The sequence below is a fragment of the Bradyrhizobium sp. 153 genome, assembly GCF_023073835.1.
Lineage (GTDB): Bacteria > Pseudomonadota > Alphaproteobacteria > Rhizobiales > Xanthobacteraceae > Bradyrhizobium.
Genome location: NZ_JADPKH010000134.1, coordinates 38,932 through 65,920, shown reverse-complemented (window position 1 = coordinate 65,920; position 26,989 = coordinate 38,932). Strand labels below are relative to the sequence as shown.

The 26,989-nt window shown below is 64.6% G+C and carries 26 protein-coding genes; 17 read left to right on the top strand and 9 right to left on the bottom strand.

Annotated features, from left to right (window positions below; all coding sequences use genetic code 11):
• Positions 1-212 precede the first annotated feature (212 nt).
• The 3 genes from IVA91_RS31830 to IVA91_RS31820 are packed head-to-tail and all read right to left on the bottom strand — an operon-like array spanning position 213 to position 3,162.
• Positions 213-557 carry a DUF1491 family protein gene (locus tag IVA91_RS31830; RefSeq protein ID WP_247276639.1) on the bottom strand — a complete coding sequence of 115 codons (345 nt, stop codon included), beginning with the start codon at positions 555-557 and terminating at the stop codon, positions 213-215.
• Positions 558-614: 57 nt separating this feature from the next.
• Positions 615-1,316 (bottom strand): peptidoglycan-binding domain-containing protein, encoded by a 702-nt coding sequence (locus tag IVA91_RS31825; protein ID WP_247276640.1) that lies wholly within the window; start codon positions 1,314-1,316, stop codon positions 615-617.
• Entirely contained in the window at positions 1,309-3,162 is a 1,854-nt protein-coding gene (locus tag IVA91_RS31820; protein ID WP_247276641.1) for a PAS domain-containing sensor histidine kinase, read from the bottom strand. The genes IVA91_RS31825 and IVA91_RS31820 overlap by 8 nt, the downstream gene beginning before the upstream one ends.
• A gap of 408 nt (positions 3,163-3,570) precedes the next feature.
• Here IVA91_RS31820 and IVA91_RS31815 point away from each other — a divergent pair, with 408 nt between their 5' ends.
• Complete coding sequence (locus tag IVA91_RS31815) at positions 3,571-4,005, top strand: DUF5330 domain-containing protein (RefSeq protein ID WP_247276642.1); 435 nt, start codon at positions 3,571-3,573, stop codon at positions 4,003-4,005.
• Between the two features lie 86 nt (positions 4,006-4,091).
• The gene (locus IVA91_RS31810; RefSeq protein WP_247276643.1) at positions 4,092-4,520 is read left to right on the top strand and encodes a SufE family protein; all 429 of its coding nucleotides are present in this window, start codon (positions 4,092-4,094) and stop codon (positions 4,518-4,520) included.
• A 5-nt stretch (positions 4,521-4,525) separates the two neighbouring features.
• Here IVA91_RS31810 and IVA91_RS31805 read toward each other — a convergent pair whose 3' ends face one another.
• Both IVA91_RS31805 and IVA91_RS31800 read right to left on the bottom strand, forming a co-directional pair.
• Complete coding sequence (locus IVA91_RS31805) at positions 4,526-4,942, bottom strand: MucR family transcriptional regulator (protein ID WP_247276644.1); 417 nt, start codon at positions 4,940-4,942, stop codon at positions 4,526-4,528.
• A 147-nt stretch (positions 4,943-5,089) separates the two neighbouring features.
• On the bottom strand, positions 5,090-5,968 hold the full coding sequence (locus tag IVA91_RS31800) for a DUF308 domain-containing protein (RefSeq protein WP_247276645.1): 879 nt from the start codon (positions 5,966-5,968) through the stop codon (positions 5,090-5,092).
• Between the two features lie 312 nt (positions 5,969-6,280).
• On the opposite strand from IVA91_RS31800, the gene IVA91_RS31795 reads away from it, so the two are divergent.
• The gene (locus tag IVA91_RS31795; protein WP_247276646.1) at positions 6,281-7,930 is read left to right on the top strand and encodes a glycosyltransferase family 39 protein; all 1,650 of its coding nucleotides are present in this window, start codon (positions 6,281-6,283) and stop codon (positions 7,928-7,930) included.
• A gap of 184 nt (positions 7,931-8,114) precedes the next feature.
• Positions 8,115-8,894, top strand: coding sequence for a class II aldolase/adducin family protein (locus IVA91_RS31790; protein WP_247276647.1), 780 nt, complete (start codon positions 8,115-8,117; stop codon positions 8,892-8,894).
• A 235-nt stretch (positions 8,895-9,129) separates the two neighbouring features.
• Here IVA91_RS31790 and IVA91_RS31785 read toward each other — a convergent pair whose 3' ends face one another.
• From IVA91_RS31785 to IVA91_RS31775, 3 genes are all read right to left on the bottom strand, one after another.
• On the bottom strand, positions 9,130-10,524 hold the full coding sequence (locus IVA91_RS31785) for a M20/M25/M40 family metallo-hydrolase (protein ID WP_247276648.1): 1,395 nt from the start codon (positions 10,522-10,524) through the stop codon (positions 9,130-9,132).
• A 23-nt stretch (positions 10,525-10,547) separates the two neighbouring features.
• A complete protein-coding gene (locus tag IVA91_RS31780) occupies positions 10,548-11,870 on the bottom strand; it encodes a glycosyltransferase family 87 protein (protein WP_247448575.1) in 1,323 nt (440 codons plus the stop codon).
• Positions 11,871-12,108: 238 nt separating this feature from the next.
• Positions 12,109-13,731, bottom strand: a complete 1,623-nt coding sequence (locus IVA91_RS31775) for a helicase HerA-like domain-containing protein (RefSeq protein ID WP_247276650.1) — start codon at positions 13,729-13,731, stop codon at positions 12,109-12,111.
• A 323-nt stretch (positions 13,732-14,054) separates the two neighbouring features.
• Here IVA91_RS31775 and IVA91_RS31770 point away from each other — a divergent pair, with 323 nt between their 5' ends.
• The 8 genes from IVA91_RS31770 to scpA all read left to right on the top strand — a co-directional run bounded on the left by IVA91_RS31770 (position 14,055) and on the right by scpA (position 21,495).
• A complete protein-coding gene (locus IVA91_RS31770) occupies positions 14,055-14,420 on the top strand; it encodes a DUF2267 domain-containing protein (protein ID WP_247276651.1) in 366 nt (121 codons plus the stop codon).
• 26 nt (positions 14,421-14,446) lie between these two features.
• Positions 14,447-14,854 carry a DUF4332 domain-containing protein gene (locus IVA91_RS31765; protein ID WP_247276652.1) on the top strand — a complete coding sequence of 136 codons (408 nt, stop codon included), beginning with the start codon at positions 14,447-14,449 and terminating at the stop codon, positions 14,852-14,854.
• Between the two features lie 161 nt (positions 14,855-15,015).
• Positions 15,016-15,876, top strand: a complete 861-nt coding sequence (folP, locus tag IVA91_RS31760) for a dihydropteroate synthase (RefSeq protein ID WP_247276689.1) — start codon at positions 15,016-15,018, stop codon at positions 15,874-15,876.
• Entirely contained in the window at positions 15,873-16,241 is a 369-nt protein-coding gene (folB, locus tag IVA91_RS31755) for a dihydroneopterin aldolase (RefSeq protein ID WP_008553485.1), read from the top strand. Before folP ends, folB begins: the two co-directional genes overlap by 4 nt.
• 1 nt (position 16,242) lies before the next feature.
• Entirely contained in the window at positions 16,243-16,734 is a 492-nt protein-coding gene (gene folK, locus IVA91_RS31750) for a 2-amino-4-hydroxy-6-hydroxymethyldihydropteridine diphosphokinase (RefSeq protein WP_247276653.1), read from the top strand.
• 80 nt (positions 16,735-16,814) lie between these two features.
• Complete coding sequence (locus IVA91_RS31745) at positions 16,815-18,686, top strand: methylmalonyl-CoA mutase family protein (protein WP_247276654.1); 1,872 nt, start codon at positions 16,815-16,817, stop codon at positions 18,684-18,686.
• On the top strand, positions 18,683-19,147 hold the full coding sequence (locus IVA91_RS31740) for a GFA family protein (RefSeq protein WP_247276655.1): 465 nt from the start codon (positions 18,683-18,685) through the stop codon (positions 19,145-19,147). Before IVA91_RS31745 ends, IVA91_RS31740 begins: the two co-directional genes overlap by 4 nt.
• A gap of 191 nt (positions 19,148-19,338) precedes the next feature.
• Positions 19,339-21,495 (top strand): methylmalonyl-CoA mutase, encoded by a 2,157-nt coding sequence (gene scpA / locus IVA91_RS31735; protein ID WP_247276656.1) that lies wholly within the window; start codon positions 19,339-19,341, stop codon positions 21,493-21,495.
• A 118-nt stretch (positions 21,496-21,613) separates the two neighbouring features.
• Here scpA and IVA91_RS36900 read toward each other — a convergent pair whose 3' ends face one another.
• Positions 21,614-21,736, bottom strand: coding sequence for a hypothetical protein (locus IVA91_RS36900; RefSeq protein WP_256464535.1), 123 nt, complete (start codon positions 21,734-21,736; stop codon positions 21,614-21,616).
• 203 nt (positions 21,737-21,939) lie between these two features.
• On the opposite strand from IVA91_RS36900, the gene IVA91_RS31730 reads away from it, so the two are divergent.
• The 5 genes from IVA91_RS31730 (at position 21,940) to IVA91_RS31710 (ending at position 26,893) form a co-directional block, all read left to right on the top strand.
• Entirely contained in the window at positions 21,940-22,932 is a 993-nt protein-coding gene (locus IVA91_RS31730) for a tripartite tricarboxylate transporter substrate binding protein (RefSeq protein WP_247276657.1), read from the top strand.
• 259 nt (positions 22,933-23,191) lie between these two features.
• Positions 23,192-23,683: a tripartite tricarboxylate transporter TctB family protein gene (locus tag IVA91_RS31725; protein ID WP_247276658.1), complete on the top strand. Its 492-nt coding sequence runs from the start codon at positions 23,192-23,194 to the stop codon at positions 23,681-23,683.
• A gap of 4 nt (positions 23,684-23,687) precedes the next feature.
• On the top strand, positions 23,688-25,199 hold the full coding sequence (locus tag IVA91_RS31720; RefSeq protein WP_247276659.1) for a tripartite tricarboxylate transporter permease: 1,512 nt from the start codon (positions 23,688-23,690) through the stop codon (positions 25,197-25,199).
• 51 nt (positions 25,200-25,250) lie between these two features.
• On the top strand, positions 25,251-26,240 hold the full coding sequence (gene meaB, locus IVA91_RS31715; RefSeq protein WP_247276660.1) for a methylmalonyl Co-A mutase-associated GTPase MeaB: 990 nt from the start codon (positions 25,251-25,253) through the stop codon (positions 26,238-26,240).
• Positions 26,237-26,893, top strand: coding sequence for a pyroglutamyl-peptidase I (locus tag IVA91_RS31710; RefSeq protein WP_247276661.1), 657 nt, complete (start codon positions 26,237-26,239; stop codon positions 26,891-26,893). The genes meaB and IVA91_RS31710 overlap by 4 nt, the downstream gene beginning before the upstream one ends.
• Positions 26,894-26,989: the final 96 nt, after the last annotated feature.

The following is a 26,989-nucleotide window of genomic DNA, read 5'->3' as shown; positions in this document are numbered from 1 at the left end:
CCCCATCAGGCCTTGGCAGGACAAACTCCCAAGGCCTTCGCCGCTACCAAGACCACCGCGATCCAATCAGCGAATTATTGAACATCGACAATTGCGAGCCAACGGGTCCGCGCAAAGCGCGGCCCGTGACAGGCTCCGTGAAGCAATCCAGAGTCTCTCCGCGGACGGATTATGGATTGCTTCGTCGCTTCGCTCCTCGCAATGACGCCGGCTTACGTCTTCGCCAATTCCAGAAAATGCCGGCCCGCGCGGTCCTCGGTCTCGACGATCCAGGCGTCCGGGTCGAAGCGGATTTCCTTCGCCAGCCGTTCCTCGATGGTTTGTTCCGGCAAAGGCTGCGGCGCGACCGGTACGAAGAAGCGATCGACGGGGCGGCCGTCGTCATAGACGGTCTGCGGCGCCGGGGCGTACAGCATCGCATGGCCGTCGAGTAGCGATACTTTCACGAACACCGCGCCCGCCTCCTCGGCGCCGCGGCGGCGCACCGCGCCGAACACGCCCTCGGTCTGGCAGCGACGCAAATAGGCGGCCACCCATATGTTGGATTTCAAACGCATGAGCCGAACGATAGGCCAGTGCTGCAATCAGCACCAGCCTCCGTGCAGGCGCCAAGACTATTCGACGGGATGGCCGATAGCGGCCGCGAGCTCGCGCAGCAGCCGGTCCGACACCTGACCGGTGACCTGCATCTTGTGCTCGCGCTCGAATTTCTGGATCGCGGACTGGGTCTCGCCGCTCATCGTGCCCGTGATCTTCAAATTGCCGTAGCCATATTCGGACAGCGCGCGCTGCACGCCGGCGATACGTCGCACGGCCGGGCTCTGCACCGGGATCGGCGCCGGCGGGCGCACGACCGAGGGCGACGTCGAGGTCGTGGCCTTGACCAGATTGGTCATCGGATCGTTCGGGCGCGTCGAGGCGGTCGCCTCGACGGGCTTTTCGGGCGTCTTCTCGGCGACGCGCTCGACAGGTTTGGGCTCGGTGCGAAACTCCGTCGCACGCGGCTCGAGCGGCGAAGTGTCGGCGCCAACGGGGCGCGGACGCGGCAAGGGGTTCGACAGTGACACGGATGACGGCGCAGGAAGATTGATCACCGTGCCGAACATCGGCGCGGGGTGCCGGCCGGTCTGGAGGAACAGCGCATTGGCGACGATCGCACCGATGGCGGCGGCGGCGACGAGGCCGGCCAGCGTATCCTTGGGGCTGTGCAGCAGCACGCGCATGACGAGGTTGCGCTCGGTCTCGACATCGATGACCGCGGCCTTGGCACCACGACGGCGCGGAGCAGCTTCGTCCTTTGCAGACTTCTTAGGCACTTTTCTTCACCAGCGCAGGTTGGTCGTGAGATTCTTCGTGAAGTTGGTCGTGAGGTTCCTGGCGCAACATCGGCGTCAGCGTCGCGACCTTGCTCTCCGCCGGCTTGACCTGCGGCGGCGTGTAAACGAGCGGCAGCTTGACGGTGACGGTGGTGCCCTCGCCTAACCTGCTTTGTACCGTCAATTCGCCGAGATGCAACGCTATGAGGCTCTTCACGATCGAAAGTCCGAGGCCGGTGCCTTCGTGGCGGCGCTGATAGGTCTTGCCGGCCTGGAAGAACGGCGCGCCGATGCGCTTGAGATCGTCGGGCGCAATGCCGACGCCAGTGTCACTGATGCGCAGCGCAAGCTGCGCGCCCGACACTGCCGCCGTCACGGTGACCTGACCGCCGCGCTCGGTGAACTTGATGGCGTTGGCGACGAGGTTGAGCACGATCTGCTTGAAGGCCCTGGGATCACCGGTCATGACGGGCAGATCCTGCGGCGCATCGGTGATAAGGTCGATGCCGTTCTCCCGCGCCTTCAGCGCCAGCAAATTGCAGCAATGCAGCAGCGCGGCGCGCGGCGCGAACGGCTCCGACGCAATCTCGAAATTGCCCGATTCCATCTTGGACATGTCCAGGATGCCGTTGACGACCGACAGCAGATGCTGGCCGGAATCGTTGATGAGCTGGGCGTATTCCTTGCGCTGGGCCGCACCCAGCATCAAGGTCTGCTCCTGCGCGATCATCTCGGAGAAGCCGATGATGGCGTTGAGCGGCGTGCGCAATTCGTGGCTCATGGTGGCGAGGAAGCGCGTCTTGGCAGCATCGGCCGCCTCGGCGGCGCTGCGGGCCTGATCTAGCGCCTGCTCGGAAAGCTTGCGATCGGTGACGTCGCGCATCACGGTAACGACTTCGGCCTCGCCCGTGACGTCATGGGCCCTGTCCTGTTCGAGCGGGCGGCAGCGCATCTCGACCCAAATGAAATCGATCTGGCCGCGCTCGGAGCCAGCAGGCTCCCGCCGCAACCGGAACTCGACGCTGCACACGTCACCGCGCGCCGCATCCGATAACGCAGTGAGATAGGCCGGACGGTCGGCGACGTGTACGCGGTCGAACAGGCCGTGGCCGAGCAGTTGCGTGACGGGCATGCCGAGCATGGCCTCCGCCGCCGGCGAGATGAACTCGACCGCGCCGTTGCGCTGGTGCCGCGAGATGACGTCGCTCATGTTGCGCGCGAGCAGACGATAGCGCTCTTCCTCGCGCAATAGCAGCGCAACGCTGGTGCGCGCGAGCGATTCCGCGCCGAAGGCGAGGCCGGCGGCGTAGAGCGTCGCCGAAGCGACGCCGAGCGCCATCAGCACGCCGCGCGCTGCAGCGCCCGGCTCCTCGACCGTCAGCCAGCCGAACTGGCTGACGAGGATCAGGATCCCGGCACAGGACAGCGCGAGCAGCGACGCGAAGGCCGCAACGCGGCGCGAGGCCGACAGCGCGGCTTCGAGCGGAACCACGACCAGCCAGATCGCGGCGAAAGATTCGATGCCGCCGGTGGTGGCCGCCACTGCCATAATCAGGCCGGCAAGCGCCAGCGACGACAGCACGTGTGCGCCCTCATAGCGGCCGGTGCGCGACAGGAACCACGACAACAGGATCGGCGCGATCAGCCAGGCAAAGGCGGTGACCTCGATCGCGCTCGGCGCGCCGCGCAGGACGAGATAGATCGGGAATGCGGCGAAGGCGGCCAGGCTGCCGAGCAGCCGCGGCGCCATGAAGGCACGATGGCGCGCTCCCGTCAGCGCATCGTAACGCGCGGAGGGATGCAGCAGTGCATCGAGACAATCGCGGATGGTACTCAAAACTGTCACGGGTCTCGCGCTTCGGCTCAATCGTCTGAGAAGACGTGCCGGAACGCCTCCTTGTCGTTGAGCCACCGTGTCAGAGCGACCTTAAACGAGTGCTAAGGCGGCGTGGCATGCGGCCGGACACCGCGTCATCGCGCGGCTTTTTAGATGATTTGGCGGCGTCTTCGCTGCGGATGGTGAACACGGGGTTTCACATCCCTCGGCATGGTTTCGAATTGGTGGATGCGGGGTCCAGCAGAATCATGGGCGCGGGCGTCAATTGAAAATTTACGAGATCGTCGATCGCGCGAAGATTTTTGCGCAATTTTTTCGCGAATTAAGCTCAAGGCAATCACTTGCGATTTATCGAGCGTTGCTAGGTCCGATATCCGCGGAAATCGCCGCGGCAGGATCGAACGTACAGGTCGCAAGATGCGCTTTCTGCTCCGCATCACATTCTGGCTCGGACTGGTGCTGGTTCTCCTGCCGCGGGACAAGACGCCCGAATCGGAGAAGCTGCCGCAGATCGGCGCCGCCGACGCAGTGCAGGCTGCGACCGCGGCCGTCTCCGACGTGACCCAGTTCTGCAAGCGTCAGCCGGCGGCCTGCGAGGTCGGCGGACAGGCCGCAACCATCATCGGCCAGCGCGCCCAGGACGGCGCGCGCAAGATCTACCAGATCATCAACGACAAGAAAGAGCAGAACACCAACGAGAAGAACGACAAGACCGACAAGAAGGCGCCCGACCACACCGGCTCGATCGCGCTGGCCGGCGAAGGCGACATTGCCGCGAGCGAGGCGCCGCGCGACACCCTGACCCAGGACGACCTCGCGCTGGAATGGCGCGGACCTGCCACGGCGAATTAGGCCCGCCCCGTCAATTAGCGCCCAAACCCTATCGATTTCACGGCTTCGCGTCCCTATATTGGCCTGAACGGGAACCATGGGCCAGCATGACGACGATCGACGAAATCAGGGACAATTTCGAGCTTCTCGACGAGTGGGACGACCGCTATCGGTACGTCATCGAGCTCGGCCGCACCCTGGAACCGATGCCGGAGGCGGAGCACTCTGCCGAGAACAAGGTGCAAGGCTGCGTCAGCCAGGTCTGGCTCCAGAAGCTGGTAGAGCGCAGCAATGGCGCGCCGGTCCTGAAATATCGCGGCGACAGTGACGCGCATATCGTGCGTGGTCTGGTCGCGATCGTGCTCGCGCTCTATTCAGGCCGCACACCGCGGGAGATCCTGGATACCGATGCGATCGCGGTGTTCAACGAGTTCGGCTTTCGCGATCATCTGACGCCGCAGCGGTCCAACGGACTGCGCTCGATGGTCGAGCGCATCAAGACCGACGCCAAAGAGGCGCTCGCGGAAGCTTCGTAAGAATTTTACTTCCGTTTCCGCTGCTGCTGTCCTAGCCCCATCTGTTTCGCCAGCTGCGAGCGGGCCACCGCATAGTTCGGCGCGACCATGGGATAGTCGGCCGGTAGTCCCCATTTTTCGCGATATTGTTCCGGCGTCATGTTGTACTGGGTGCGCAGATGGCGCTTCAGCGACTTGAAGCGCTTGCCATCTTCCAGGCACACCAGATAATCCGGCGCGATCGACTTCTTCAGCGACACCGCCGGCTTGGCCGGCTCGAGCGGCGCGGTCTCGGTGCGGCCTGACGAGACCCGCACCAAGGCGCCATGCACCTGGCTGATCAGGCTCGGGATCTCGGCCGCGGGTGTCGGATTGTTGCTGAGATAGGCCGACACGATGCTCGCCGTCAGCTCGATGAAATTCTTATTCCCAGCATCCGACATGCGCCCGCCCCTTCTCCACCTTGCGTCTCATGGGATTGACGACGTCAGAGTATTCCGTGTCAACAATACGTTGGGCTGAACCACGACGACTGAGGACGAAGAGCTAATTACTGGCGAAGGGCGGCGCTTTACTTCCAAACAGCGGCCTCAGCCCCGCTGGTCGAGATGCGCGCGGAGCTCGTCGATGGAGGCAAAGCGCATCATGCCCTCCGGCATCTGCGCTTCGATCGAACCGTCGGAATAGAGCGAATAGGCCATGCCATCGACAACGCCGGATTTGAGCACGGTCACGGGCGCCTGCTCGGCCGCAGCCGCCGGCTCAAGTGAAGGCGCCGGCTCAGGTGCAGGCGGCGGCGGCGGGGGAGCGGCTTCCGCAAAGGTCGAGGGCGAGCGCGGCGGCGGGCGGCGGGAGGTGATCGGCGGCTCCGGCGGGCGCATGCGTTCCGGCTTCGGCCAGGCATCGTCGAAACTGGCAGGCGGAACGTCCGGGGCTGCGGGTTCTTCATGAGACGGCTGCGGGCCCTCCGTGGGCTTTGCCTCCGCGCGCTCACGCTCCTTGCGCGAGGTCGAGGCGAACAACAGGTTGCGGCGGCGCGGCGCTTCCGGAGCCGCAGGAGGCGCTAGTGGTTCGGGCGCCTCGGCGCGCGGACGCTCGCGCACGGCGGCTTCGCTCTGCCACGGCGGAGGGCCTGGTGGTGGCGGTGGTGGCCCGGGCTCGGTCTTCGCAGGCGAGGCAAGCGCCGGCTCGGGCGCAGGCGCACCCGGCATTGCGAGGCCCGGGAGCACGGGCCTGACGCGAACCTCGGACGATGCGGCAGATCCGGCCGCCAACCGGCGGGCGATGCCCCTCAGCTCAAGGAGCAGAAGATGCAGGCCGACCAGTAACATTCCGGTGCAGACGCCGATGGTTCCGGAGATTATGAGAGTGCTGCCGACGCTGAATTCCCTGACGGTGTAGCCGAACAGGATCGCAAGGAGGCCCGCCAGAACGGCGAAAATCCCCACGATCAGCAATGCCAAGGTCATCGAACTCACCCCCGACCGCGCATCCACATGCGACACTCGTCACGCCACGATACCGTCATCCGGTGTTCCACGCCAACGGCCAATTATGGGCGGTGTTCCCAAAGGGAAGGAAATCAGGGACTTATTCACATTCCCTTCAGCTGCGGCTCACTACTGCTACCGGTACTCCAAGTTTCCGCATTTGCTGCGCCGCATCAGGAATTTAGCCATAATGCCCAATTACTTGGTAATGGAACTGCGCTATAGGGATCCCGGGGAGCAGGCCCGCGCGCGCCAGCAGGGTCGAGAGGGGATTCCGGGTCACCAATAGCCATGACATCCATCACGACTTCGGCGATCGATACGCCTCTGCGGCGCTCGGTCGAACGGACTTGCGACGATCTCGCCATGCTGGTGCTGGCTGCGGTCGCCGTCATTGCAGGTTTGACCTTCCGCGACTACGGGCTCGGCTGGGACGATTACACCCACGCTGAATATGCCGATCTGTTGCTGCGCATGTTCGGTTCCGGCTTCAGGGATACCGCGGCGCTCTCGTTCGCCAATCTGTACATGTATGGCGGCGGCTTCGACATGATCGCCGCTCTCCTGCACAAGATCATTCCGCTCGAACTGTTCGAGACACGACGTCTGGTCGGTGCCATCGTCGGCGTGATCGGGCTTGCGGTGACGTGGCGGCTCGGGCGCCGCATCGGCGGGGCCCTCGCCGGTCTTGCCTCACTTTTGCTCCTCGCGCTCTGCCCGATCTTCTACGGCCACATGTTCATGAACCCGAAGGATGCGCCCTTCGCGGTGGCCATGATCATCCTGATGCTGGGCCTCGTCCGCCTCGCGGAGGAATATCCGCAGCCTTCGCCGCGCACGGTCCTGATCGTCGGCCTAGGTGCCGGCCTTTCGTTGGGCTGCCGCGTTCTCGGCGGTCTCGCGCTGGTCTACGCCATGCTTGGCTTCGTCCCGCTGTTCCTGGAGGAATTGCGCAGCGAGGGCTTGCGCGAGGCGGTCCGCCGCTTCGCCCATGTCGTCTATGTGCTGCTGCCTGGCCTTGCGTTCGGCTATCTCGTGATGGGCCTGATCTGGCCGTGGTCGATCATGGAGCCGGGCAATCCTTTCGAGGCGCTGACCTACTTCTCGCATTTCTTCGAGAAGCCGTGGAAGGAGATGTTCGATGGCGCGATCGTGTCCGTGCCCGACATGCCCTGGTCCTATCTGCCGACGCTGTTCGCGCTGCAGCTGCCCGAGGTGATGCTGGTGCTGATGGGCGGCGCCGTAGTCAGCACCTTCGCCATGCTGCCGCGCCGCGAGGTTCCCGCGCGCCGCAAAACCATCCTCTTGATGCTGACGCTGGCCGCGACCCTGCCGCTCGCGATCGCGATGGTGAAGCGTCCCGCACTGTACAACGGCATCCGCCATTTCGTCTTCGTGATCCCGCCAATGGCGGTGCTCGGCGGCGTCGCCTTCGGCTGGACTATGGAACGCCTGCGCTCCAATCACCGCACCTGGCAGCCGGTCGTGCTCGCCACCTTCTGCTTCGGTCTTGCGCTGTCGCTCGCCGAGATGATCCGGCTGCATCCCTATCAATACACGCACTTCAACCACATCGCCGGCACCGTGCGCGGCGCCGACGACCGCTTTATGCTCGACTATTGGGGCCTGGCGCTGAAGCAGGCCTCGGACGAGCTGCGCGAGCAGCTGGTCGAGCGCCAGGAAGTGCCGCCCAGCAATCGCAAATGGAAGGTCGCGGTGTGCGGGCCGCAGCGACCGGCCCAGGTCGCGCTCGGCCCCGACTTCACCATCGGCTGGGATTCCAACGCGGCCGATTTCGCGATGACGCTGGGCGAATTCTACTGCAAGGGCCTCACCGCACCCGTCATGGTCGAGATCAAGCGCGACGACGTGGTGTTCGCCCGCGTCTACGATATCCGCGGCCGCAGCATTTCCAGCCTGCTGTCGATCCCGGCTCCGTAATAATCTTCTCCCAACTCGAAGCCCGGATGAGCGAAGCGACATCCGGGGCCACCTTGGAGCTGCCCGCATATCGCTTCGCTCATGCGGGCAACGCTGAACTGCCGCGCGCTGGCCGCGCCTTGCTGCCCGCCTCACCCAAGACTAGGCTCCTTCTCCGCAACAACGATGTTCGGAGAGATCAGCCATGTCGCCAGCGGAAGCGCGCCTGAAGGAAGTGCCGTCGAACATGACGGAAGCCGAGTGGCAGCAACGCGTCAATCTCGCCGCCTGCTATCGCCTCGTCGCGTTGTACGGCTGGGACGATCTGGTCGACACGCACATCTCCGCGCGCGTGCCCGGCCCCGACCATCACTTCCTCATCAACCCATACGGGCTGATGTTCGACGAGATCACGGCGTCGAGCCTCGTCAAGGTCGATTTGCATGGCAATCAGCTCTCCGAGAGCGAATACAGCATCAACCCCGCCGGCTTCACCATCCATTCGGCGATCCACGAGGTGCGCGAGGACGCGATCTGCGTGCTGCATCTCCACACGCTCGACGGCACCGCGGTGTCGAGCAGCGCCGAAGGCCTGTTGCCGCTGAACCAGACCGCCCAGCTCGTCACCCACGACCTCGCCTATCACGACTATGAAGGCATCGCGCTCGACCATGACGAGCGGCCGCGGCTGCAGAAGGACCTCGGCGACCACAACCACATGCTTTTGCGCAATCACGGCACGCTGACGGTCGGCCGCTCGGTCGCTTCCGCCTTCGAGCGCATGTACCACCTCGAGCGCGCTTGCTCGATGCAGGTGCGCACGCGCGCGCTGGGTACGCCGATCTATCCAGTCGACGACGTCGCGATCGACAAGAATACCGAGCTACTGTCGAACCGCGACCGCGCCGAGCTGCGCGCCACCAATCTCGTGTGGCCGCCGCTGCTACGCAAGCTCGACCGCGTCAATCCGGGCTATCGGACTTGAGATTTTCGGGATTTGGTGTAGGGTAGCGTGCAACGAACCTCTACGCCTTTTGGAATGAAACGCCGCCCAATTCCGGGCGGCGTTTTTATTTAGGGGTAACTCCCCACGCCCGTCATTCCGGGGCGCGCGAAAAGCGCGAACTAAGGTGCGCAATTGCGCACCTGAGAATCTCGCGCAACAATCTCCAGATTCCGGGTTCGCCTCTTCGAGGCGCCCCGGAATGACCGCTACGCGGTCACTTCACCTCCGCCAGCGCGGCGAGGATGCGGGCCCAGGAGCGGATGCCCTTCTGGAAGCTGCGCAGATCGTACTTCTCGTTCGGCGAATGGATGTTGTCGTCGTCGAGGCCGAAGCCGACCAGCAGCGAATCGAGGCCGAGCGTGCGCTTGAAATCGGCGACGATCGGGATCGAGGCACCCGATCCCATCAGCACGGTCTCCTTGCCCCATTCCTCGGTCAGCGCCTTCTTGGCGGCGGCGAGCGGTTTCATATTCCAGTCGAGCGCGACTGCGGGCGCGGCGGAATGGTCGCCGAACTCGACCTTGCAGTCGCCCGGAATGCGCGCGGTCACGTAGTCGCGGAACGCCTTGCGGATCTTTTGGGGGTCCTGCCCCTCGACCAGACGGAACGAGACCTTGGCAGACGCGTGCGACGGGATCACCGTCTTGGAGCCCTCGCCGATATAGCCACCCCAAATGCCATTGACGTCGCAGGTCGGACGCGAGGAGGCCTGCTCGATCAGCAAGCGCCCCTTCTCGCCGGCAGGGATCGACAAGCCCACCGGCTTGAGGAACGTGTCCGGCGTGAATTCGAGCTTTTTCCACTGCACCAAGATGTCAGGGGGCGTGTCCTTGATCCCGTCATAGAAGCCGGGAATGGTGATGCGGTTGTCGTCGTCGAACAGACTGCCCAGAATTTTCGTGAGGACCCGGATGGGGTTCATCGCGCTGCCGCCGAAGACGCCGGAATGCAGGTCGCGATTGGCGGCGGTGATCTTCAGCTCCTCATAGAGCAGGCCGCGCAGCGATGTCGTGATCGCCGGCGTGTTGTGATCCCACATGCCGGTGTCGCAGACCAGCACGTAGTCGGCTTTGAACTCGTCCTTGTTGGCCTCGATGAAGGGCACGAAATTCTTCGAGCCGACCTCCTCCTCGCCTTCGATCAGGAAGGTGATGTCGACCGGCAGCGAGCCCGTCACCTTCATCCAGGCGCGGCAGGCTTCGACGAAGGTCATGACCTGGCCCTTGTCGTCCTCGGCACCGCGCGCGACGATGATCTTGCGACCATCGGCATGGTCGGTGACGACAGGCTCGAACGGCGGACGATCCCAGAGATCGAGCGGGTCGACCGGCTGCACGTCGTAATGGCCGTAGAACAGTACGTGCGGCCGTCCGCCCGCCCTGGCCTTGCCGACGATGGCGGGATGTCCGGCGGTCGGCCTCACTTCGGTGGCGACATCGAGGCTTGCGATGTCCTTGGCGAGGTGCTCGGCCGCGGCCTTGCAATCGGCGGCGAAGGCCGGATCCGCGGAGATCGACTTGATCCGCAACAACGAAAACAGACGCTCCAGGCTGTTATCGAAATCCTTGTCGATGTGGTCGAGCACGGATTGAAGCTGCGCATTGGCCATGGTCGTATTCCCGATTGTTGGTCTCAAGGTGTCTGCGCTTTTAGCGCTGGCGCGGCCTCGGGACCAGCCGGCGGATGCCAGATGTGCCATGCGAGGCTGCCGGCAAGGATGGCGGTCGCAACGAGATTATTGCCCCAGGCCTGGATGACATTGGGAAACCACGGCAGCGATAGCAGCATGAGGATGCCGGCGGCACCCAAAGCGAGCCAGGTTCCCAGCCGCACATTCGCCCGCGCGTCGAGGGTGGCCCGATGCATCAGCACCGTCATGGGCAGGAACAGCCACATGAAGTAGTATTGCCGCGCCAGAGGCGAGGCAATCGTCATCAGGCAGAACAGGATGCCGAGCTCCTCGGCGTCGGAGCGCGCCGTTCGCCGCGCTTGCCGAGGCATGATCGCGACGAAGCCGAGCCCGAGCACCGCCGACAGCGCGAGCACGATCCAGTTCGCCGTGCTGTAGTCGACGTCGATGACGTTCATCGTACGCGGCGGCTTGTTGGGGTCTTCCAGATTGTAATTGATCGGCCGGACCAGGCGATGCGTGACAGCAATGAGGGACTGGTTGACCCACGACCAATTCTGCTCGCCGCGCTGGCCAAAGCCTTGTTCCGAGTTGGTACCGACCATGGCCTGGTACCAGGTCGCAAGTTCGGCTGCGTTGCGCTCGAAGCCGCGGATCGGCGCCGGCACGACGTAAAGAAGAATGCCGGTGAAGGCGACCGTAGCGACGGCGGCCGCCCACTTCTGCCGCCACATCAGGTAGGGCAGCACCGCGATCGGAAACACCTTGATGGCCGTCGCGAGCGCAAACATGAAGCCAGCAAGCCAGGGGCGCTGATGCCGCAAGCTCCAGAAGCCGTAGAGCATCATCGCCAACAGGACGAGGTTCGGCTGGCCGAGGTCGAACATGTCGAACACGAAAGTGACGGTGACGAAGGCGGGCAATGCTTCCAGCCAGGGACCGGGCTTGCGGTCCGAGCCAGCCAGGACCTGGGAGAACATCCCGGTGTACCACCACGCCACTGCATTCAGGATGGACAGGACGGTATAGAGCGGGATCTTGCCGAACCAGCTCGGGATCGCCAACATGATCGCCGGAAGCGGCGGATAGATGAATTCGAAGTAGTCGCTGATATCGCCGGGATAGAGCGAGCGTCCCTCCAGGATCTGCTGCCCGGCCCAGTACCACAGCCCGTAATCCTTGGTCTTGCCGTGGCCGAAGATCTCGGGAATGAGCACATCGGCGGTCAGGAGGACGCAGCAGAACAGGAAAAGCAGGTCCAGCGGCGCGCGCAGCGACAGGCGTCTCGGCGCATCAGGTTTGGCTAACGGGGCGGTGGAGGTCACGGTGGAGTCCAGTCGGCGGCGGACTACCACGTAGCAGACGGGCGGATGCTTGGAGAGCCCCTCACCGGAATTTGTGCGCTGTGATGGCCTCCCGATGGCCGCTAAACCTCCGGCGGCGTGATGGCCGGGCGTGCTGCCTAAGGCGCGACGAGATCGGGATGAATCGTCATCGCGCTTCAGGTTATTGTTTGAACATGATCTTTTCGGAAAACCGCTTCACACTTTTCCGGATCACGCTCTAGCGCCGCAGCAATCCGCCGAGCGCGCCGCGAACCAGGGTGCGGCCGATCGAGCCGCCGAGCTGGCCGCCGACCGACTTGCCGATATTGGCGGCCATCCCCCCGATCACCTGGTTGGTCACCGATCGCGTCACGTCGCGCGCGATGACCTGGCCGGTTGACAGACGGCCGCGCTTGACGTTGGTGCCGAAGATAGAGCCGACGATCGAGCCGATCTGGCCGAGGATGCCGCCACCGCTTCCACCTGCCGAACCATCTGCCGTTGCCGCCGTGCCGGCGATGCGCTTCTGAAGAATCTCGTAGGCAGACTCGGAATCGACAGCGGTGTCGTATTTGCCCTTGACCGGGCTTATAGCCATGATCGCCTTGCGCTCCTCCGGCGTGATCGGTCCAATCCGGGCCGACGGCGGCCGGATCATCACCCGCTCGACCATCGAAGGCGTGCCGTTGCCCTCGAGGAAGGACACCAGCGCCTCGCCCTTGCCGAGCTCCATGATCACCTTGGCGGTGTCGAGCTTCGGGTTGGGCCGGAAGGTCTGGGCTGCGGCGGCGACCGCCTTCTGGTCGCGCGGGGTGAAAGCGCGCAGCGCGTGCTGCACCCGGTTACCCAACTGCCCGAGCACGCGATCGGGCACGTCGACCGGGTTCTGCGTCACGAAGTAGACGCCAACGCCCTTGGAGCGGATCAGACGCACCACCTGCTCGATCTTGTCCATCAGCGTTTTGGGCGCATCGTTGAACAACAGATGCGCCTCGTCGAAGAAGAACACGAGCTTCGGCTTGGGCAGGTCGCCGACCTCGGGCAGCTCCTCGAACAGCTCCGACAGCATCCACAACAGGAATGTCGCATAAAGCCGCGGGCTCTGGAGCAGCTTGTCGGCGACGAGGATGTTGACCATGCCGCGCCCGTCGCGGTCGGTCTTCATGAAGTCCTTCAGCGTCAGCGCCGGTTCGCCGAAGAATTTGGAGCCGCCCTGGTTCTCCAGCACCAGGAGCTGGCGCTGGATGGTGCCGACGGTCGCCTTGGTGACGTTGCCGAAGCCCTGCGCGGCCTTGCGGATGGCGGCGAGCGGATCCGCCGCCGCGTCCGGCCCCTTCTTCCCGCTATCGGGCACGATGGCGTCGAGCAGCGCGCGAAGGTCCTTCATGTCGATCAGGACGAGACCGTTGTCGTCGGCGACGCGGAAGGCGACGTTGAGCACGCCTTCCTGCACGTCGTTGAGGTCGAGCATGCGCGCGAGCAGCAGCGGTCCCATCTCGGTGACCGTCGCCCGCACCGGGTGGCCCTGCTCACCGAACACGTCCCAGAACACCGTCGAGAACTGGTCGGGCTGGAACGTCAGCCCCATCTCGGTGGCGCGCTTGACGATGAAATCCTTTGGTTCGCCGACCTCGGAGATGCCGGAGAGGTCGCCCTTGATGTCGGCTGCGAAGACCGGAACGCCGGCGCGCGCAAATCCTTCCGCCATCACTTGCAGCGACACGGTCTTGCCGGTTCCGGTTGCACCGGTGACGAGGCCATGGCGATTGGCGAGCGCCAGCGTCAGCCATGCCTGCTCGTTTCCCTTGCCGACGAAGATCTTCTCGTCGGTGTCACCGAGCTTGCTGTCCTGTGCGGTCATTATGGTCTCTGATCTCTGCAGTTTCGCGTATCGAAACTCGAATACACCAGTTCCGGAGTTTAACGCATGTCGCGAGCCGATTGAAACCATTCAACGTGGTCCGGACATGCGACATCGTCGGAAACATCAGCCGAAAGTCGGAAAGGTGCATTCGCACCGCGGTATTTTCTTGCTGATTCCATCTCCGCTCTTGCATCGCTGCAACACTTTTCGCGCGTTCGAAACGTTGGTCGCGTTCATCGCTTGTATTTCACATCGCACCGGCTCAAGATCATTTTCGAAAGCAATACTCCGGCATGTGAACCGGCTGAGGGGCAGGCCATATGGACGAGCTGATCGGGCGGCTGGCAACAAACGCCAGCATAGATAGTGCTGTCGCTGAAAAGACTGTCGGCATTATCCTGGGTTTCCTCCGCAGCGAGGGTCCTTCCGACAGCGTGCAGGCCCTGATCGACCAGATTCCCGGTGCGGAAGCCGTGATCGAGACGTCCGGGAGCGGCGGCGGACTGTCGCGGCTGATGGGCGGTGGCCTGATGGCCGTCGGCTCACGCCTGATGGGCCTCGGACTCGGCATGTCGGAGATTCAAAACATCGCCCGTGAACTTTTTCGCTTCGGCCGAGACAAAATCGGAGCCGATCAGATGGGCAAGATCATCGCGGGGACGCCGGGCCTCAGCCAATTCGCCTGAAGCTTTCGCATTTCATATCGAGAATCATGACATATCCCATCTCCGAGATTGAGGGCCTGTCGGCCTTTGCCGCCAACAAGTTGAAGGCGCAGGGAATCCGCACCACCGACGCGCTGCTCGAGGCTGCCGGCACCGTGAAAGGCCGCAAGGCGCTGTCTGCCAAGACCGGCATCAGCGAGCAGCTGCTGCTCGAATGGGCCAACGTCTCTGACTACATGCGCATCCCCGGCATGGGCCGGGCCAAGGTCGGCCTGGTCCGCGCTGCCGGCGTCACCACGGTGCGCGAGCTCGCTTATCGGAATCCGGCAAGGCTCGCGCAGAGCATGCGGGACGCGAACGAGAAGAAGAAGCTCCTCCGCATCCTGCCTTCCGAGAAGTCGGTCGGCGAGATCATCGCCAAGGCGAAGAAGCTGCCGCCGAAGATTACGTATTAGCCACACACTCTCTCCGTCGTACCCCGCGAAGGGGTATCCAGTACGCCGCGCCTCCTCCACATTGTCGCAATGCCTCGGAGTATTGGATTGCCCGCTTTCGCGGGCAATGACACGAGGGGTTGGTCTTGAACTCCCCCTCCCCGACCGCTAAAGCCACCCGCATGAGCGCCTCGCCCTCCCCATCCGTCCCGCCGGCCGGCTCGGCCGGGGCCGACGTGCTGCGGACGCTGTTGGAACGGCCGCTTCCGGCGGTGATGGGGGTGCTCAACGTCACCCCGGATTCCTTCTCTGACGGCGGCGCGTTCATCGCGCCCGAGCAGGCCTTGGAGCGTGCCCGGACGATGATCGCTGATGGCGTCGACATCATCGATATCGGCGCGGAGTCCACCCGGCCCTACAAGGGCGCCCAGCCGGTCACAGCGGAACGCGAGCTCGCCCGGCTGAAGCCGGTGCTGGCTGGCGTCGTGGCGCTTGGCGCGCCCGTCTCGATCGACAGCATGAAGGCGGAGGTGGTGGCGTTCGCGCTCGACCAGGGCGCGGCGATCGTCAACGACGTCTGGGGCCTGCAACGCGACGCCGCCATGGCACCGCTGGTCGCGGCTAAAGGCGTTCCGGTCATCGTGATGCACAACCGCGACAATGCCGACCCCACCATCGACATCGTCACGGACATGAAAACCTTCTTCCTGCGCTCGCTGGATATCGCGGCCAAGGCTGGTATCGCGCGGGACAAAATCGTACTCGATCCCGGCATCGGCTTCGGCAAGACGGCCGAGCAGAGCATGATCGCGCTGGCGCGGCTGCGCGAACTCGACATGTTCGGCCTGCCGATCCTGGTCGGCGCCTCGCGCAAGCGCTTCATCGCCGCGGTGTCGCCGTCGGAGCCGAAAGAGCGACTCGCCGGATCGATCGCCGCGCACGTCATCGCCGCGCAGCGCGGCGCAAAAATCATTCGGACCCATGACGTCGCCGAAACCTTGCAGGCCCTGCGTGTAGCAGCAGCAATCGAGAGCAAGCCATGACCGATACGATCTTCGTCACCGGCCTGTCGATCCACGCGCGCCACGGCGTCATGGATCACGAAACCGAAGTCGGCCAGCGCTTCGTCATCGATCTCGAACTCTATACCGACCTGTCGGAGCCTTCGCGCAGCGACCGGCTCGCCGATACCGTGTCCTACGCCGAAGTGGTGGCGACCACCACGGCGGCGTTCAAGAACACCAATTACAAGCTCTTGGAGCGCGCCGCCGGCGCGGTGGCCGATGCCATCCTGTCGCATTTCCCGCGCATCCGCGCCGTGAAGATCACCGTGCACAAGCCGCATGCGCCGATCGCCGCGATCTTCGACGACGTCGGCATCATGCTGACGCGCTCGCGGCATCCATAAGATGGCGAGCGTCTTGATCGCATTCGGCGGAAATGTCGGCGATGTCCGCGCGACATTCCGCAAGGCGATCGCGCATATCTGCGGCATGGCGCAAGCCGCGCTGATCGCGCGCTCGTCCGACTATGCAACGCCGCCCTGGGGCGATGAGGACCAGGAGCCCTTCATCAACGCGTGCATCGAGATCGAGACCAGCCTTGATCCGCATGCACTGCTGTTCGTGCTCCAGAAGATCGAGCAGAAATTCGGCCGCACGCGGGACAAGGAGCGGCGCTGGGGCCCGCGCACGCTCGATCTCGATATGATTGCCTATGACAATGTCAGCTTGCAGAAGCCCGATCTGACCCTGCCGCATCCGCGCCTGTTCGAGCGCGCCTTCGTGCTGGTGCCGCTGGCCGAAATCGCGCCCGACCGCCTCATATCAGGCGTTCGTGTGCGTGACGGGCTCGCCAGCGTCTCGACGCAAGGCATTGAGCGGCTTCCGGATACCGGTTAACCAAAAACAACCGTTTGCAGGGGCGGTCCGCCGTGGCAATTTCGCCTGCGAATAACAAGATTTCGGGAGCCCCTCGCCGCATGACCTCCGTGACTGACGACCTGCCGCTGGCGGCGGATTTCCCCAAGGCGACGATCGAAGACTGGCGCAAGCTGGTTGACGGCGTGCTGAAGGGCGCGCCGTTCGAGAAGCTGGTCGGCAAGACCTATGATGGCCTGAAGATCGAGCCGCTCTACCCACGCGCCAAGGGCCTTGCGCCCGTGGTGGGCCGGCCGCCAGCTGCGCCCTGGCAGATCATGCAGCGGATCGACCATCCCGATGCGGCTGCCGCGAATGCGCAGGCGCTGACCGATCTCGAGAACGGCGCGACGGGGCTCGCGCTGGTGTTCGCCGGCGGCAGCGGCGCCCACGGCTTCGGCCTGGAACCGTCAGCCGATGCGGTCGCAAGAGTCTTGAAGGACATCCATCTCGATGCCGGCATCGGCCTCGAGCTTCAGATCGGTCCGCAATCGCGGATGGCCGCGATCCATGTCGCGGAATATGTGAAGAGCGCAGGCTTCGATCCCGCCGCCTGCAACATCCGCTTCGGGCTTGATCCGCTCGCGGCCGGCGCGGTGTGGGGCCACAGCCCCTATACTTGGGAGGAGATCGTTCCAGCCATCACCGGCGCCATCAAGGGTCTCGCTGGGCTCGGCTTCAAGGGGCCATTCGCCTCCGCCGACGGACGCGTGATCCACGATGCCGGCGGTTCGGAAGTGCAGGAGCTTGCCTTCGTGCTCGCCTGCGGCGTTGCCTATCTGCGCGCGATCGAAAATGCCGGCATTGCGCTGCAGCAGGCGCAGGACATGGTCTATGCGCGGCTTTCCGCCGATGCCGACCAGTTCCTGACCATGGCCAAATTCCGCGCGCTGCGGCTGCTGTGGGCGCGCATCGAGCAGGCCTGTGGCCTGACGCCGAAACCGCTGTTCATCGCTGCCGACACGGCCTGGCGCATGCTGACGCAGCGCGACCCTTACGTGAACATGCTGCGCGCGACCATCGCGACCTTTGCGGCCGGGCTTGCCGGCGCCAACGCGATCACCGTGTTGCCGCATACGCTGGCGCTCGGACTGCCCGATCCGTTCGCACGACGCGTGGCGCGCAACACGCAAGCCCTGCTGCTGGAAGAAAGCAATCTCGCCAAGGTCAGCGATCCCGCGGCGGGCGCCGGCGGCATCGAGACGCTGACCGCGCAGCTCTGCGAGGCCGCTTGGGCGCTGTTCCAGGAGAGCGAGAGAGCCGGCGGCGCCTTTGCCGCGCTTCAGCAGGGTATTTTTCAAAGTAAAGTAGCGGCTACGCGAAAGGCGCGCGAGGCCAACATCGCAAAACGCCGAGACGTGCTGACCGGCGCCAGCGAGTTTCCGAACCTGCATGAGAGCGAGACGGCCGTGCTGAAGGTGACGCCAATCGCGCTTCCGCCTTACGGTGAGCAAAAATACAAATTCGATGCACTGTCGCCGATCCGGCTGGCGGAACCGTTCGAGGCGTTGCGTGACAAGTCGGATGCCGCGTTGAAAGCACGTGGCGCCCGGCCAAAGGTGTTCCTGGCCAATCTCGGCACGCCCGCCGATTTCACCGCGCGGGCGACGTTTGCCAAGAGCTTCTTCGAGGCTGGCGGCATCCAGGCCCTCGACAGCGAGGGTTTTGCCGATCCGTCCAAGCTTGCTACCGCGTTCAAGGCCTCCGGCGCGGAGCTTGCCTGCCTCTGTTCCAGCGACAAGGTCTATGCCGGTCACGCGGAACCCGCCGCCCGGGCCCTGCAAACGGCCGGCGCCCGACATATCTATCTGGCAGGCCGCCCGACCGATGCCGAGGCGGCGCTGCGTGCGGCCGGCGTCACCGGTTTCGTCTTCGCCGGAGGCGATGCGCTTGCGACGCTGCAAGACGCCTACCGGCGGATGGAGCAGCCATGACCGAAACCAGCAAAACCGTTCTCACCGGCGGCTGCCAATGCGGGGCCGTGCGCTTTCGAGTCACGACGGCACCGACCAAGGTCTCGATCTGCCACTGCCGGATGTGCCAGAAGGCGGCTGGCGCCCCGTTCGCCTCCTTCGCCGACATCAACAAGACGGACTTTGCCTGGACCAAGGGACGGCCGTCGTTCTTCCGCTCCTCCTCCATCGCCGAGCGCGGCTTTTGCGCCGCCTGCGGCACGCCGCTGAGCTTTGGCCGCATCGACGGCGACCGGATCGAGATCATGACAGGCACGTTCGACCGCCCCGACCACGTTGTCCCAACGCGGCAGTTCGGCACCGAATCTCGCCTCGGCTGGGTAGTCGGCATCTCCAATTTGCCGAGCCAGACCACCCAGCAGAATTACGGACCGGAGAAGATGGCGACCATCGTCAGCTATCAGCATCCGGATCATGATTGAGGCCGTCCGGTGTTTCAGCTGCTCGGACAAAGCTTGCTAGGTCTCGCAGAATGGAAGTTTGTCGAGCTTTTCGCGCGCTTGCCGCGGAGCGGGACTTGAGCGATGACTGAGAGCCGGCTGGATGATCCGGTCTACAAGAAGAATGTGCAAAGGCTGATCGAGCATCATCGCAGCTTTGAGGATTCCAAGAGATGAGCCGCATTCCCAATTTCGCCGATGTCGCCTTCGAGCGGACCGCAACCACAGCGCCATTAGGCAGCGCCGAGCCGTGGCTGACGCCCGAGGGCATTCTCGTAAAACCCGCTTATGGCGAGGCCGATCTTGCCGGCCTCGATTTCCTCGAGACCTATCCCGGCATCGCGCCCTTTCTGCGCGGTCCCTACCCGACCATGTATGTCAACCAGCCCTGGACCATCAGGCAATATGCCGGCTTCTCCACGGCAGAGGATTCCAACGCGTTCTATCGCCGTAATCTCGCCGCTGGACAGAAGGGCCTCTCGGTCGCCTTCGATCTCGCCACGCATCGCGGCTATGACAGCGATCATCCGCGCGTCGGCGGCGACGTCGGCATGGCCGGCGTCGCGATCGATTCCATCTACGACATGCGCACGCTGTTCGCAGGGATTCCGCTCGATCAGATGAGCGTGTCCATGACCATGAACGGCGCGGTACTGCCGATCCTGGCGCTCTATGTCGCGGCCGCCGAGGAACAGGGCGTGCCGCCGGAAAAACTCTCGGGCACCATTCAGAACGACATTCTGAAAGAATTCATGGTGCGTAACACCTATATCTATCCGCCCGCGCCATCGATGCGGATCATTTCGGACATCTTCGCCTACACCTCCACGAGGATGCCGAAATACAACTCGATCTCGATCTCCGGCTATCACATGCAGGAGGCCGGTGCGACGCAGGACCTCGAGCTCGCCTACACGCTCGCCGATGGCGTCGAATATCTGCGTGCCGGACTCGCTGCAGGCCTCGACGTCGACCGCTTCGCGCCGCGCCTGTCGTTCTTCTGGGCGATCGGCATGAACTTCTTCATGGAGGTCGCCAAGCTGCGCGCCGCGCGCCTGCTCTGGGCGAAGCTGCTGAAGCCATTCAATCCGAAAGACCCGCGCTCGCTGTCGCTGCGCACGCATAGCCAGACCTCAGGCTGGTCGCTGACCGCTCAGGACGTCTTCAACAACGTCATGCGTACCACGGTGGAGGCGATGGCGGCCACCCAAGGCCATACCCAGTCGCTGCACACCAACGCGCTCGACGAAGCGCTGGCGCTGCCGACCGATTTCTCGGCGCGCATCGCTCGCAACACCCAGCTCTTCCTCCAACAGGAGAGCGGCACCACGCGCATCATCGATCCCTGGGGCGGCTCGTATTATGTCGAGCGGCTCACGCGCGACCTCGCCGCCAAGGCCTGGAGCCACATCCAGGAGGTCGAGGAGCTCGGCGGCATGGCCAAGGCGATCGAGGCGGGCGTGCCGAAACTGCGCATCGAGGAAGCCTCGGCCAAGACACAGGCCCGCATCGATGCCGGCAAGCAGGCCGTGATCGGCGTTAACAAGTACAAGCCGACCGATGAGGCGCCGATCGAGATCCTCAAAGTCGACAACAGCAATGTCCGCCGCTTGCAGATCGACAAGCTGACGCGGCTGAAATCCGAGCGCAATCAGAAGGACGTCGATGCCGCCCTCGCCGCGCTGACGCGCTCGGCCAGAGAAGGCAACGGCAATCTGCTCGCGCTCGCCATCGACGCGGCGCGCGCCAAGGCGACCGTCGGCGAGATTTCGGAGGCGATGGAGAAGGTGTTCGGCCGGCATCGCGCCGAGATCAAGTCCATCACCGGCGTCTACAAGCGGGAGGCCTCCAGCATGGGAAACCAGGTCGAGAAGGTTCAGGCGCTGATCGACGCCTTCGAGGAGGCGGAAGGCCGCCGCCCGCGCATCCTGGTGGCCAAGATCGGCCAGGACGGCCATGACCGCGGCCAGAAGGTGATCGCGTCAGCCTTCGCCGACATCGGCTTCGACGTCGACATCGGGCCGCTGTTCGCGACCGCCGACGAAGCTGCGCGGCAGGCGGTCGAGAACGACGTGCACATCCTCGGCGTCTCCTCGCTCGCCGCCGCCCACCTCACGGCGGTGCCGGAACTGAAGGCCGCGCTGAAGAAGCAGGGCCGCGACGACATCATGATCATCGTCGGCGGCGTAGTGCCGCCGCAGGATTACGACGCGCTGTACGCGGCCGGCGCCGAAGCCATCTTCCCGCCGGGCACCGTGATCGCCGATGCGGCGGAGGAACTGATCCGCAAGCTGAACGTCCGGCTTGGGCATAGCGAGGCGGCGGAGTAGTGATGGACTGGTCGTGCGCCCGGCCAGGTTGTGTCCATGACACCTGACGAAATCATTGCTGCAATACGCAAGAACGCGGATGCCATCAAAGGCAAGGGCGTATCGAAGCTCTCCATCTTCAGCTCGCACGTCCGCGACGATTATCGTCGATATAAACGGGATAGTTGTTGAAGTCGCGAATTAGCGACCAGACTTCGTCCAGCGGGTGATCCAGCACCGTGCTGTAATAGGCTTGGGTCATGGCTTGCCTTTGGCACTTGTTGCGCGCTGAGGTTGGCGACTTGCGCCGGCAAAACCCACCCGATTTCCGACTGCCCGTCCGATGGTTTCACACAAACGGCGATCTCGCTGGTAGCGCTACCTTGCGGCGCCGCCGCAAAGCCGACTAGAATGCCGCCGTTGACAAGAGCGCTCGACGTCGCGGGCGCCGCTGGGAGGCATTCAATGTCCAAGATCACCCGCCGCGCCTTTGCGGCCTCGTCTGCCGCGGTCGCGGCATCCGCCGCTTTCGGGTTCAAGCCGGCACTCGCACAAGCCTATCCGGCGCGTCCGGTCACCGTGATCGTGCCTTGGGGCGCGGGCGGCGGCACCGATGCGACCGCGCGCATCGTCGCGGCGCTGCTGGAGAAGGATCTCGGCCAACCCTTCAACGTGGTCAACCGCACCGGCGGCTCCGGCGTCGTCGGCCATAGCGCGATCGCGAGCGCGCAGCCCGACGGCTACACGATCGGCATGCTCACGGTCGAAATCTCGATGATGCACTGGCAAGGCCTCACCGAGCTGACGCCAAAGAGCTACACGCCGCTGGCGCTGATGAACGAGGATCCGCCCGGCATCCAGGTCTCCTCCTCCTCGCCCTACAAGACGGTCAAGGAGCTCGCCGACGCGATCAAGGCGGCGCCTCCGGGCAAGTTCAAGGCTTCGGGCACCGGCCAGGGCGGCATCTGGCATCTGGCGCTGGTCGGCTGGATGCAGGCGATGGGCCTGCCTGCCAACCAGGTCGCCTGGGTGCCGTCAAATGGCGCAGCGCCCGCGATGCAGGATCTCGCCGCCGGTGGCCTCGACCTGACCACCTGCTCGGTGCCGGAAGCGCGCGCCATCATCGAGGCTGGCAAGGCCAGGAGCCTTGCCATCATGGCGCCGGCGCGCAACCCGATCTTCAAGGACGTGCCGACATTGAAGGAGGCGATGGGCATCGACTACGCGACCGGTGCCTGGCGCGGCATCGGCGCCCCGAAGAACCTGCCGCCGGAGATCGCAACGAAGCTGACCGCAGCGCTGAAGAAGGTCTACGACTCAGCCGAGTTCAAGGACTTCATGAGCAATCGCGGCTTCGGCACCGTGTGGGGCGATGCCGCCCATTTCGCCGCCTTCATGGACAAGGGCGACGCCCAGATGGGCGAGGCGATGAAGGCGGCGGGCCTGAGCAAGGCGTGATTTTCACCTCTCCGCGCGAGCGGCAGGGCTGTCGCATATGAAGAACGTGGCGAGTAGCTCGCTTGCAGCCCATCCTTCGAGACGCCTGCCTACGGCGGGCCCTCAGGATGAGGTCGCGTTTTGCGGCGAGATATCAAACCCTCATGGTGAAGAGCCCGCGAAAGCGGGCGTCTCGAACCATGCAGGCCGAGCAGCTTCATCATATGCGCTAGCCCAACCCACGCGGGGAGAGGGAGTGCACTTCTCATAGGACTCTCCCATGCGTCTTCCCGACTCCGTCACGGGATCGTTTCTCGTCGCACTCGGCGCGGCCGCCGCCTATGGCGGTTGGATCTTGCCGCCGGTGCCGGGCCAGCCGGTCGGCCCCAACGTGTTTCCGCTGGTGATCGGCACCGGGCTCGCCCTGTGCGGGCTCGCGATCGTGTTCGGCATCGGCCATTCCTTCGAGGAGGAGGAAGAGCTGGTCCCGCTCGAGAACGGTCAGGCCGCCAGCCCGCCGCCGCAGGGCAAGCTCTACGGCCTTCGCGCCTTGCTGCCGCCGGCGCTGCTGCTGTTCTACGTCTTTGCCGCCGACCGGCTCGGCTTCATCCTCGCTGCCGCGATCATGGTCTACGTGACCTCGACCGCGTTGGGGGCGAAGTGGAAGCTGGCGCTGCCGCTCGCGGCGCTCTCGCCATTCGCCATTCACCTCATTTTCGGCAAGCTGTTGCGCGTGCCGCTGCCTGCCGGCCTGCTGCCGACGCCCTGGTAATCCCATGCTGAAAACCCTGATTGATGCGTTCGCACTGATCTCGACCTGGGAGGTCATCATCGCGATGTTCGCGGCCTCCGTGTACGGGCTCGTGATCGGCTCGCTGCCGGGCCTGTCGGCGACGATGGCGACCGCCCTGCTCGTCCCCGTCACCTTTTACCTGTCGCCGATCGCGGCGATTGCGACCATCGTCGCGGCGTCCTCGATGGCGATCTTCTCCGGCGACATTCCCGGCGCGCTGCTGCGCATTCCCGGCACGCCGGCTTCCGCCGCCTATGCCGACGAAGCCTATGCCATGACCCGCAAGGGCCAGGCCGAGCTCGCGCTCGGGGCCGGCGTCTGGTTCTCCGCGGTCGGCGGCATCGCCGGCGTGCTGTCGCTGATGATCCTGGCGCCGCCGCTCGCCGAGATCGCGCTGTCGTTCTCGACGTTCGAATATTTCTGGCTGGCGCTGCTCGGCCTGATGTGTGCCACTTTGGTCGCGCGCTCCTCGCCCGTGAAGGCGATCGCCGGCATGTTCATCGGCCTGCTGGTCTCCTGCATCGGCATCGAGAATCCCGGCGGCGTCCCGCGCTTCACCTTCGGCCTCACCGATCTGTTCGGCGGCATCGAACCGATCCCGGCGCTGGTCGGCGTGTTCGCGGTGGCGCAGGTGATGCGCGCGATGCTGACGCCCGAGCCGCCACCGCTGCCGCGACGAAAATTCGGAAGCATCATGGCCGGCCAGTGGAAGCTGACCAAGAAGTATCATTGGCAGATGACGCGCGGGAATATCGTCGGCATCATCATCGGCGTGCTGCCCGGCGCCGGCGCCGACATGGCCGCCTGGGTCTCCTACGCGATGTCGAAGCGCTTCTCGAAGGAGCCTGAAAAGTTCGGCACCGGTCACGTCGAAGGCCTGGTCGAGGCCGGAGCCAGCAACAACGCCAGCATCGCCTCCGGCTGGGTGCCATCGCTGCTGTTCGGCATCCCCGGCGACACCATCGCCGCGATCGCGATCGGCGTGCTCTACATGAAGGGACTCAATCCCGGCCCGACGCTGTTCACCGAGAAGGCGTCGAGCATGTACGCGATCTATCTGATGTTCATCATCGCGAACATCATGATGATCCCGCTCGGCATCGCCATGATCCGGGTCGCGGCCTACATCCTGCTGGCGCCACGCTCCACCGTGATGCCGATCATCATGCTGTGCTGCGCGGTCGGCTCGTTCGCGATCGGCAACAACATGTTTGGCGTCGTCACCGTCGCCGCCTTCGGCGTGATCGGCTATATCATGGAAGCGAACGGCTATCCCGTGGCAGCCATGGTGCTCGGCATCGTCATGGGCACCATGGTCGAGCAGGCTTTCGTCACCTCGTTGATCAAGTCGGACGGAAGCATCCTGCCGTTCTTCGAGCGCCCAGTCGCGGCGATCCTCGCCGCGATGGCAATCGGCGCCCTGCTGTGGCCGGTAATGGTGTGGGTGTGGCGCAAGATGAAACCGCCCCAGGCGGCGGCGGCAACATCCCGGTGATTTGCAGGCGAGCGCCCTCGCCTGCCCAGCCGGGCCGTTGTAAAGCAGGGCATGACTGAGAAGAAGGCCTCGCCGGACACCCAATCCCTCGCCCGCGACGTGCGCGCCGGCAGCCGCGCGGCGCTGGCGCGGGCTATCACGCTGGTGGAGAGCCGGCGCTCCGACCATCAGGCGCTGGCGCGCGAACTGGTGCAGATGCTGCTGCCCGACACCGGCAAGGCGGTGCGCGTCGGCATCACCGGCTCTCCGGGCGTCGGCAAGTCCACCACGATCGACGCGCTCGGCACGTATCTGATCGAACAAGGCCACAAGGTCGCAGTGCTCGCGGTCGATCCGTCCTCAGCGCGCAGCGGCGGCTCGATCCTCGGCGACAAGACCCGGATGGCGCGGCTGTCGGCCTCCACCGATGCCTTCATCCGCCCCTCGCCGTCTTCGGGCACGCTCGGGGGCGTCGCGGCCAAGACACGCGAGGCAATGCTGATTTGCGAAGCCGCAGGCTTCGGCGTCGTGCTGGTCGAGACCGTCGGCATCGGCCAATCCGAGACGGCGGTCTGCGACATGACCGATTTCTTCCTCGCACTTATGCTGCCGGGCGGCGGCGACGAACTGCAAGGGATCAAGAAGGGCCTGGTCGAGCTCGCCGACATGATCGCCATCAACAAGGCCGACGGCGACAACCTCAAGCGCGCCAAGATCACGGCCGCTGACTACCGCGGCGCGCTGCACATCCTCGCGCCGCGGTCCGAGCATTGGCACCCACCGGTCGAGACCTATTCGGCGCTCACCGGCGACGGAATCGCGAGAATTTGGCAGAGGATCCTTGATCACCGCAAGGCGATGAGCGCATCCGGCGAGTTTGCCGCGCGGCGGCGCGATCAGCAGGTGAAATGGATGTGGTCGATGCTGGAGCAGCGCATGCTGGCGCGGCTGCGCAGCGAGGCGTCGGTGCGGACCAAGGTCCGGAAGATCGAGGCCGAGGTCGCCGACGGCCATCTCACGCCGGCCCTCGCCGCGGAGCAGATGCTGGAGTTGCTGCAATGAGCGAAAGGCTCCGCATTCTCCTCACCGGCTTCGGGCCGTTTCCCGGCGCGCCGTTTAACCCGACCCAGCCGCTGATAGCGCGGCTGGCGCAGCTGCGCCGCCCGGCGCTCGATAATGTTGCGATCGCAAGCCACATCTTCCCGGTCACCTATGCTGCGGTCGACCGGCAATTGCCTGACGTGCTCGCGAAGGTGAAGCCGGATGCACTTCTGATGTTCGGCCTCGCCGCACGCACGCCTTACTTGCGCATCGAGACCCGCGCCCGCAATGCGGTCACCATGCTCTGGCCGGATGCCGCCAACACCCGCTCGAGCAAGCGCGGCATCGCCGGCGATGCGGACGCGATGACGTTCGGTCCGCACACCGCAAGGCTGCTGCGCGCCGCACGCCTCACCGGCATCGATGCGCGCGCCTCGCGCGATGCCGGCGCCTACCTCTGCAACTATCTGAGCTGGCGCGCGATCGAGAATGTGAGAGCGGGCGGGCCCAGGCTTGCGGCGTTCATCCACATCCCGCTGCTCGCGCGCAGCGGCGCGGTGCGCCGCAAGGGCGCACCCCGGATCACGCTGGAGGAACTGGTGGATGCGGGCGAAGCGATGCTGATGGAGATGGTGCGATTGGCGCGGAAGGAACGGAACACGCTGGGGCCGTAACCCCTACCGCACCTTGCTTACGTAAACATTTAACCCTACCGCGAACAATCCTCACGCCACCGGCCGTCCTGAGCTACCTAGTCCCCGCGGACACGT

Coding starts and splice junctions, on each gene's coding strand:
- IVA91_RS31830 (WP_247276639.1), bottom strand. CDS start 557: ATGCGTTTGAAATCCAACATATGGGTGGCCGCCTATTTGCGTCGCTGC.
- IVA91_RS31815 (WP_247276642.1), top strand. CDS start 3,571: ATGCGCTTTCTGCTCCGCATCACATTCTGGCTCGGACTGGTGCTGGTT.
- IVA91_RS31810 (WP_247276643.1), top strand. CDS start 4,092: ATGACGACGATCGACGAAATCAGGGACAATTTCGAGCTTCTCGACGAG.
- IVA91_RS31805 (WP_247276644.1), bottom strand. CDS start 4,942: ATGTCGGATGCTGGGAATAAGAATTTCATCGAGCTGACGGCGAGCATC.
- IVA91_RS31800 (WP_247276645.1), bottom strand. CDS start 5,968: ATGACCTTGGCATTGCTGATCGTGGGGATTTTCGCCGTTCTGGCGGGC.
- IVA91_RS31795 (WP_247276646.1), top strand. CDS start 6,281: ATGACATCCATCACGACTTCGGCGATCGATACGCCTCTGCGGCGCTCG.
- IVA91_RS31790 (WP_247276647.1), top strand. CDS start 8,115: ATGTCGCCAGCGGAAGCGCGCCTGAAGGAAGTGCCGTCGAACATGACG.
- IVA91_RS31785 (WP_247276648.1), bottom strand. CDS start 10,524: ATGGCCAATGCGCAGCTTCAATCCGTGCTCGACCACATCGACAAGGAT.
- IVA91_RS31775 (WP_247276650.1), bottom strand. CDS start 13,731: ATGACCGCACAGGACAGCAAGCTCGGTGACACCGACGAGAAGATCTTC.
- IVA91_RS31770 (WP_247276651.1), top strand. CDS start 14,055: ATGGACGAGCTGATCGGGCGGCTGGCAACAAACGCCAGCATAGATAGT.
- IVA91_RS31765 (WP_247276652.1), top strand. CDS start 14,447: ATGACATATCCCATCTCCGAGATTGAGGGCCTGTCGGCCTTTGCCGCC.
- folP (WP_247276689.1), top strand. CDS start 15,016: ATGAGCGCCTCGCCCTCCCCATCCGTCCCGCCGGCCGGCTCGGCCGGG.
- folB (WP_008553485.1), top strand. CDS start 15,873: ATGACCGATACGATCTTCGTCACCGGCCTGTCGATCCACGCGCGCCAC.
- folK (WP_247276653.1), top strand. CDS start 16,243: ATGGCGAGCGTCTTGATCGCATTCGGCGGAAATGTCGGCGATGTCCGC.
- IVA91_RS31745 (WP_247276654.1), top strand. CDS start 16,815: ATGACCTCCGTGACTGACGACCTGCCGCTGGCGGCGGATTTCCCCAAG.
- IVA91_RS31740 (WP_247276655.1), top strand. CDS start 18,683: ATGACCGAAACCAGCAAAACCGTTCTCACCGGCGGCTGCCAATGCGGG.
- scpA (WP_247276656.1), top strand. CDS start 19,339: ATGAGCCGCATTCCCAATTTCGCCGATGTCGCCTTCGAGCGGACCGCA.
- IVA91_RS36900 (WP_256464535.1), bottom strand. CDS start 21,736: ATGACCCAAGCCTATTACAGCACGGTGCTGGATCACCCGCTGGACGAA.
- IVA91_RS31730 (WP_247276657.1), top strand. CDS start 21,940: ATGTCCAAGATCACCCGCCGCGCCTTTGCGGCCTCGTCTGCCGCGGTC.
- IVA91_RS31725 (WP_247276658.1), top strand. CDS start 23,192: ATGCGTCTTCCCGACTCCGTCACGGGATCGTTTCTCGTCGCACTCGGC.
- IVA91_RS31720 (WP_247276659.1), top strand. CDS start 23,688: ATGCTGAAAACCCTGATTGATGCGTTCGCACTGATCTCGACCTGGGAG.
- meaB (WP_247276660.1), top strand. CDS start 25,251: ATGACTGAGAAGAAGGCCTCGCCGGACACCCAATCCCTCGCCCGCGAC.
- IVA91_RS31710 (WP_247276661.1), top strand. CDS start 26,237: ATGAGCGAAAGGCTCCGCATTCTCCTCACCGGCTTCGGGCCGTTTCCC.